Source organism: uncultured Methylobacterium sp. (assembly GCF_964251405.1).
In the GTDB taxonomy this organism is placed as follows: domain Bacteria; phylum Pseudomonadota; class Alphaproteobacteria; order Rhizobiales; family Beijerinckiaceae; genus Methylobacterium.
Genome location: NZ_CAXUJR010000066.1, coordinates 1 through 6276 on the forward strand (window position 1 = coordinate 1; position 6276 = coordinate 6276).

General features: G+C 70.6%; 7 protein-coding genes. All 7 read left to right on the forward strand.

From position 1 onward, the window contains the following. Window positions 1-107: 107 nt before the first annotated feature. Window positions 108-911 carry a TrmH family RNA methyltransferase gene (locus ACFE7U_RS12460; RefSeq protein WP_375410046.1) on the forward strand — a complete coding sequence of 268 codons (804 nt, stop codon included), beginning with the start codon at window positions 108-110 and terminating at the stop codon, window positions 909-911. 128 nt (window positions 912-1039) lie between these two features. Further along, window positions 1040-1312, forward strand: coding sequence for a DUF6894 family protein (locus tag ACFE7U_RS12465; RefSeq protein ID WP_375410047.1), 273 nt, complete (start codon window positions 1040-1042; stop codon window positions 1310-1312). Between the two features lie 365 nt (window positions 1313-1677). After that, window positions 1678-3258: a phytoene desaturase family protein gene (gene crtI, locus ACFE7U_RS12470; RefSeq protein ID WP_375410048.1), complete on the forward strand. Its 1581-nt coding sequence runs from the start codon at window positions 1678-1680 to the stop codon at window positions 3256-3258. Then, window positions 3255-3695 (forward strand): DUF2141 domain-containing protein, encoded by a 441-nt coding sequence (locus ACFE7U_RS12475; RefSeq protein WP_375410049.1) that lies wholly within the window; start codon window positions 3255-3257, stop codon window positions 3693-3695. The genes crtI and ACFE7U_RS12475 overlap by 4 nt, the downstream gene beginning before the upstream one ends. Window positions 3696-3709: 14 nt before the next feature. Continuing rightward, window positions 3710-4687 (forward strand): ABC transporter ATP-binding protein, encoded by a 978-nt coding sequence (locus ACFE7U_RS12480; RefSeq protein ID WP_375410050.1) that lies wholly within the window; start codon window positions 3710-3712, stop codon window positions 4685-4687. Beyond that, on the forward strand, window positions 4684-5886 hold the full coding sequence (locus ACFE7U_RS12485) for an ABC transporter permease (RefSeq protein WP_375410051.1): 1203 nt from the start codon (window positions 4684-4686) through the stop codon (window positions 5884-5886). The genes ACFE7U_RS12480 and ACFE7U_RS12485 overlap by 4 nt, the downstream gene beginning before the upstream one ends. A gap of 154 nt (window positions 5887-6040) precedes the next feature. Beyond that, the coding region (locus tag ACFE7U_RS12490; protein WP_375410052.1) for a type II toxin-antitoxin system RelE/ParE family toxin at window positions 6041-6276 on the forward strand (236 nt) is incomplete at its 3' end.

The following is a 6276-nucleotide window of genomic DNA, read 5'->3' on the forward strand; positions in this document are numbered from 1 at the left end:
GCAAGGCGGCAGCCGAGGGTGAGGGGGACGCGCGGCCATCATCGGCAAGTGGACGGTCCGTCCGGCGCGGCGGTTCATCGCCGCGGTCTTCCCGTTCAGGTCGTCACATGATCCTCATCCCGATCGAAGACCCCGCCGATCCCCGCGTCGCCCCCTACACGGCCATGCGGGAGCGCGACCTCGTCGGGCGCGCCGGCCGCTTCGTGATCGAGGGCGAGGTCACACTGCGGCTCGCCCTGTCGCCCGGCTCGCGCTTCTCGGTCGAGTCGCTCCTGCTCCTGCCCGATCGCCTCGCCGGGCTCGGCGAGGCGATCGCCGCCCTCCCCGATCCGCCGCCGGTCTATTGCGCGCCGCGCGCCGTGATGAGCGCCATCGCGGGCTTCCCGATCCATCGCGGCGTCCTGGCGATCGGCCTGCGCGGCGACGAGCCGGCGCCCGAGGCGCTGATCCCGCCCGCTCCCGCCGGAGCGCTGGTCGTCGGTCTCGTCGGGCTGACCAACCACGACAATGTCGGCGCGGTCCTTCGCAACGCCGCCGCCTTCGGGGCCGACGCCGTGCTCCTCGATGCGGCGACCTGCGATCCGCTCTACCGCAAGGCGATCCGGGTCTCGGCGGGGGCGGCGCTCACCGTGCCGTTCGCCCGCCTCCCCGACGGGGACGGCTTCCTCGGCCTCGCCGAACGCCTCGACCTCGTGACCCTCGCGATGACGCCGCGGGGCGAGACCGACCTCGACGGCCTGGACCCTGTGCCGCGCGCCCTCCTGCTCCTCGGAACCGAGGGGCCGGGATTGTCGGACGCCGTGATGGCGAAGAGCCGCACGCTGCGGATCCCCATGGCGCCGGACTTCGATTCCCTCAACGTCGCCACCGCGGGCGCCATCGCACTGCACTACCTCGCGGCGCGCCGGTAATCGAAGTCATAGAGAAACGGCGGCTGTATCGCTCGCACATACGGCGCCAGCAGGTCTTGTACGCTCATGCACAGAAACATTCTTCGCCATCAGGGATTTAGCGGATAGAACCACTCTGAGAGGCGGCGATGGCTCGCTACTACTTCGACATCCATGATGGGCAAGTGTTGATCCGGGATACGCAGGGCAGCGAATGCATCGACGATGACGCCGTCCGACAGGAAGCGATGGGTACGCTCCCCGCGATCGCGCGAGACGTGATCCCCACGGATGGTGACAAGCAAGCCTTCACGGTTCTGGTGCGCGACGAGAACAACATGACGGTCTACATGGCAACGCTGACGTTCGCCGGGCTATGGATGGGCGACATGCCGATCCCCGAGCACGAACCAGCCGATTGAACCTTCGGGTCAGGCTTTGCCTTCGCAAACCGTTTCAGGGCCTTATCGAAGCCAGCTTCATCCTCACTCGCCCTTGCCATAACGAATGAAGCCGCGGCCGCATGTGAACTCAGCGCCGGGCTTCTTATGCTGACCCATCCCGAACGCCAAGGCGAGTCTTCCGCTAGAAACAGCGCGATCGCCATCCGGCGATCCCATTGTGCGGTGCGCGACAATCGGTGCCAGTTGTCCCGCTCCCAAGCGTGGCCGATGTTGGAGCCGAGGGGATGGCGGGCACCGGGCCGGTCGGCGTAGCGCCGGTTCGGTTCGGCGGGCGCGTGGGCTATGCTCGCGCCATGCACCATCGGTATCGGGAGTGGGACGCGTTGCTTCAGTCACGGGACGGCTTGCGGACCCTGTCCGGACGCCGGGTCATCATCGTCGGCGCGGGTCCCGGAGGCTTGGCGACCGCGTTGCTCCTCGCGAGGGCGGGGGTCCACGTCACGATCCTTGAGAAGGACGAGGCGGTCGGGGGGCGCACCAAGACGTTCGAGGCGCCGGGCGGCTTCCGCTTCGATATCGGGCCGACCTTCTTTCTCTATCCGCAGATCCTCGCCGACATCTTCGAATCCTGCGGCGAACGGCTCGAGGACCACGTCAAGCTCGAACGGCTCGACCCGCAATACCACCTCGTCTTCGAATCGGGCGGCGAGATCCGCGCCACCAACGACATGGACCGGCTCGAGGCCGAGGTCGCCCGCATCGCGCCCGACGACGCCAAGAACGTGCGCAAGTTCTTCGCCGACAACCGGGTCAAGCTGAAGTTCTTCAAGCCGATCCTGCAGCAGGCCTTCCACACCCTGCGCTCGATGGCCTCGCCGGCGATGCTGACGGCCCTGCCCCATCTCCATCCCGGCCGCAGTGTCGACGGCGACCTCAGGCGCTACTTCGCCGACCCGCGGGTGCGCCTCGCCTTCGCGTTCCAGACCAAATATCTCGGGATGTCGCCGTTCCGCTGCCCGAGCCTGTTCACGATCCTGTCGTTCCTCGAATACGAGCACGGGGTCTATCACCCGGTCGGCGGCTGCGGCGCCGTCTCCGAGGCGATGGCCGGGCTCGCCCGCCGCATGGGCGTCGACATCCGCCTCAACGCGGCGGTGGAACGCGTCACCTTCACGGGAAAGAAGGCCGACGGCGTCGTCGTCGGGGGCGAGCGCATCGGCGCCGACGCGGTGGTGATCAACGGCGACTTCGCCAAGGTCATCCAGGACCTCGTGCCCGAGACGCACCGGCCGCGCTGGCGCGACGCCAAGGTCGCCAAGGCCCGCCTCTCCTGCTCGACCTTCATGATGTATCTTGGCATCGAGGGCGATCTGCCGGACGCGCTCGGGCACCACACCATCCTGCTCGCCGACGACTACGCCCGGAACATCCGCGAGATCACCGACGGAATCCTCTCGCAGCAGCCCTCGCTCTACGTCCAGCATGCGGGCTTCACCGATGGCGGCATGGCGCCCCCCGGCAGCACCAGCCTCTACGTCCTCGTGCCGGTGCCCAACCTGAAGGCCGACATCGACTGGCCGACCGTGCGCGAGGGCTACCGCAGGCTCGTGCTCGACCGGTTGAAGCTCCTCGGGCTCGGCGACATCGAGGGCCGCATCCGCTACGAGCGCATCGTCGACCCGACCCAGTGGCGGGACGATTTCTTCGTGCACGAGGGCGCCACCTTCAACCTCGCCCACGACCTCATGCAGATGCTGTATTTCCGGCCGCACAACCGCTTCGGGCCGGGGCTCTACCTCGTCGGCGGCGGCACCCATCCGGGCTCCGGCCTGCCGGTGATCTACGAGGGCGCGCGCATCACCGCCCGCCTGCTGATGGAGGAACTGGCCGCCGGCCGCGTCCCCGCCGAGGCGTCGGGCATGCCCGCCACATCTCCCCTCGCCGCCTCGGGCGAAGCCTCTTGAACGTCCGGCGCTCGGGCGCCCTCGCCTGCCTGCTGATCGCGGGTGTCCTCTCGGGCGGCGCGACGCGCGCCGCCACCGTCGAGGTCGAGGTCGAGGGCATCGAGCCGGCGGCGAGCGATCTCTACGTCGCCCTGTGCCAGGGCGGCCTGTCGGAGAAGGAGTGCCGGATCGGGCAGGATGCGCCGGTGCGGGGCACGGTCCAGCGCGTCGTCTTCCGGGGCGTGGCGCCCGGCGCCTACGCGGTGGCGGCGTTCCAGGACGTGAACGGCAACGGGCGGCTCGACCGCACCGGCCTCGGCCTGCCGCTCGAACCCTACGGGTTCTCAGGCGAGACCCCGCGGGGGGCACGGCCGGATTTCGGTCGCGCCGCCTTCGCCCTGCGCGAACCGGGCGCGGCGCTGAGGGTGCGCCTGTCCCGCGCCCTGCCGCCGCGCTGACCCGACCTTTCGCGATGGCCCCCGACGACGCCCTGGTGCAGGTCCGGGGGGCCACCCTGGCCTATCGCGGTCGACGCGTCGTCGAGGCCGTCGACTGCGATCTCAGGGCCGGCGAGACCCTCGCGCTTCTCGGGCCGAACGGGGCCGGCAAGACGTCGCTGATGCGCCTCGTCGCCGGCCGCCTGCCGCCCGAGGCCGGCGCGGTCCGGATCGGCGGCGCCGACCCCTACCGCGACCGCGACATCCGCCGCCACATCGGCTGGGTGCCCCAGGAGATCGCGCTGTATCCGCGCCTCAGCGTCTCGGAAAACCTCGACGTCTTCGCGCAGCTCTCCGGCATCGCGCGGCGGGAGCGCCCGGCCCTGGCGCGGGCGGCCCTCGATCTCGCCGACCTCGCCGACGTCGCCCGCCGCCCGGTCGGGCTGCTCTCGGGGGGCTACCAGCGCCGGGTCAACATCGCCGCGAGCCTGATCGGGCGGCCCCGCCTCGTCCTCCTCGACGAGCCGACGCAAGGGGTCGATCTCGCCGCTCGCGCCGCGATCCACGCCGTGCTTGCGCGCCTGCGCGCGGAGGGCGCCGCGATCCTCATCGCCACCCACGATTTCGCCGAGGTCGAGCGCCTGGCAGACCGCATCGCCGTCATGGCCGACGGCCGCCTCGTCCAGGAAGGCCGGCTCCCCGACCTTCTCGCACGCTTGCGCACGGCCGCACCGGAGCATGAAGTGGCGCTCGCCGACCTGCCCGACGCGGCGGCCGAGGCGGCCCTGCACCGTGCCGGCTTCGCTCCCGTCGATACCGGCTTCACCTGGCGGGCGACGCGACAGGGCGGCCTCGAGGGTGTCGCCCTGCTGGCGGCGTTGCGCGCCCAGGGGGTGCCGGTGAGCGAGGTCCGCATCCGTGCGCCCGGCGTCGAGACCCTCTACCGCGCCGCCCTCGACCCGGCTTCCACCGGGCAAACCCAGCCGCGCATCATCGCGAGAGTGCCGTCATGATCGGCGCCGCCTTCCGGGTGATGTGGCTGAGCCTGATCCGCGACCGCGCCGCGCTGGTCATGGCCTTCGTCCTGCCGACCGTGATCTTCGTGATCTTCGCAGCGATCTTCTCCGGCGCCATCGGCGACCGCATCCGCATCCATCTCGGGCTGGCCGACCTCGCCCGGACCGCCACCACCCAGCGCCTCGTCAAGGCGCTGTCCGAGGATCCGTCGCTCCGCATCGAGCGGCTAGAGGCCGGCTCGATCGAGGCGGCGGCGGCGGCCGTGCGCCGCGGCGAGGTCGACGCCGCCCTCGTCCTGCGCGGCGACCTCGACGCCCCGGCGGGCAAGGACGGCGACGCCGGCCAGCCTGTCGTCCTCATCGAGAACCCGGCCCGGGCGCTGGCCACCCCGATCGCGCTCGGGCAGCTCCAGCGCGTCCTCAACGAGTCGCTGCCCGACGTGGTCCTGGCCCGGATCGTCGCCGACGTCGAGCGCTCGGGCAAGATCGGGCCGGACGAGCGCGCGTTCCTGACCCAAGCCTTCGCAGACCAGCGCGCCCGCCGGGAGCCGTTCTCCTTCGCCTCCCTGGTGGAGCTTCGCAGCACGGCCTCGGGCCGGGCCAACGAGCGGGTCGGCTACTATGCGGGCGCCATCACGGCGGTGTTCCTGCTGTTCGCGGCGATGCAGGGGGCGATGTCGCTGGTCGAGGAGCGCCAATCGGGCCTGGCCGACCGCCTGATGGCCGGACCCGGCGGGCTCGCCGTGATCGTCATCGGCAAGTTCGGCTTCCTCGTGTTGCAGGGCGTGCTCCAGGCCGGGCTCATCTTCACGGCCGCCTCCCTCCTCTACGGGGTCGAGATCGGCCCGCATTGGGCCTCCTGGGCGGTGACCTCGCTCCTCGTCTCCGCCATGGCGGCGGGCCTGGCGCTGGCCGCCTGCGCCGCCGCCTCGACCCGGCAGCAGGCGCATCTCGCCTCGACCTTCGGCGTCCTCCTGCTCTCCGCGGTGGGCGGCAGCATGGTCCCCCGCTTCCTGATGCCGCCCTGGCTGCAGGAGGCCGGCTGGCTCACCCCCAACGCCTGGGCGATCGAGGCGTATCAGATGGCTCTCGGAGAGGGCTGGGCGGCGGCGCTGCCGGCCTGGGGCGTGATGATCACCGTGGCGGCGGTCGGGCTCGTGGCGGCGGTGGGGCTGGTGTCGCGGCGGGTGGTGTGAGGGCCGGATCGCGACCGTCGCGAGCGCGACTCATCGCGGTGTGACGGTTTGGCGAAAGGAATGTGAAGCCATCACGTTCTCGGGTGGCGCGTGTTCCGGCCGAATATGTAAATCGGCGCTTTACACTGTAGAGTAATGAGTTACAGTCTAGGGCGTGATCAAGAGTTTCCGCAGTCGGGTCCTCAAGCGCTTCTGGACTAGGAACGATTCCTCAGGCGTCCGCGCCGATTGGGTCCCGAAGATCCGACGGCTCCTGAGCAGCCTGGACGTGGCTGCGGCTCCCGACGATCTCGACACGCCCGGCTCCGGCTTTCATGCGCTGACGGGAAACCTGGCCGGGCGCTACACGCTCACCGTGTCCCGCAACTGGCGGCTGACCTTCACATTCGA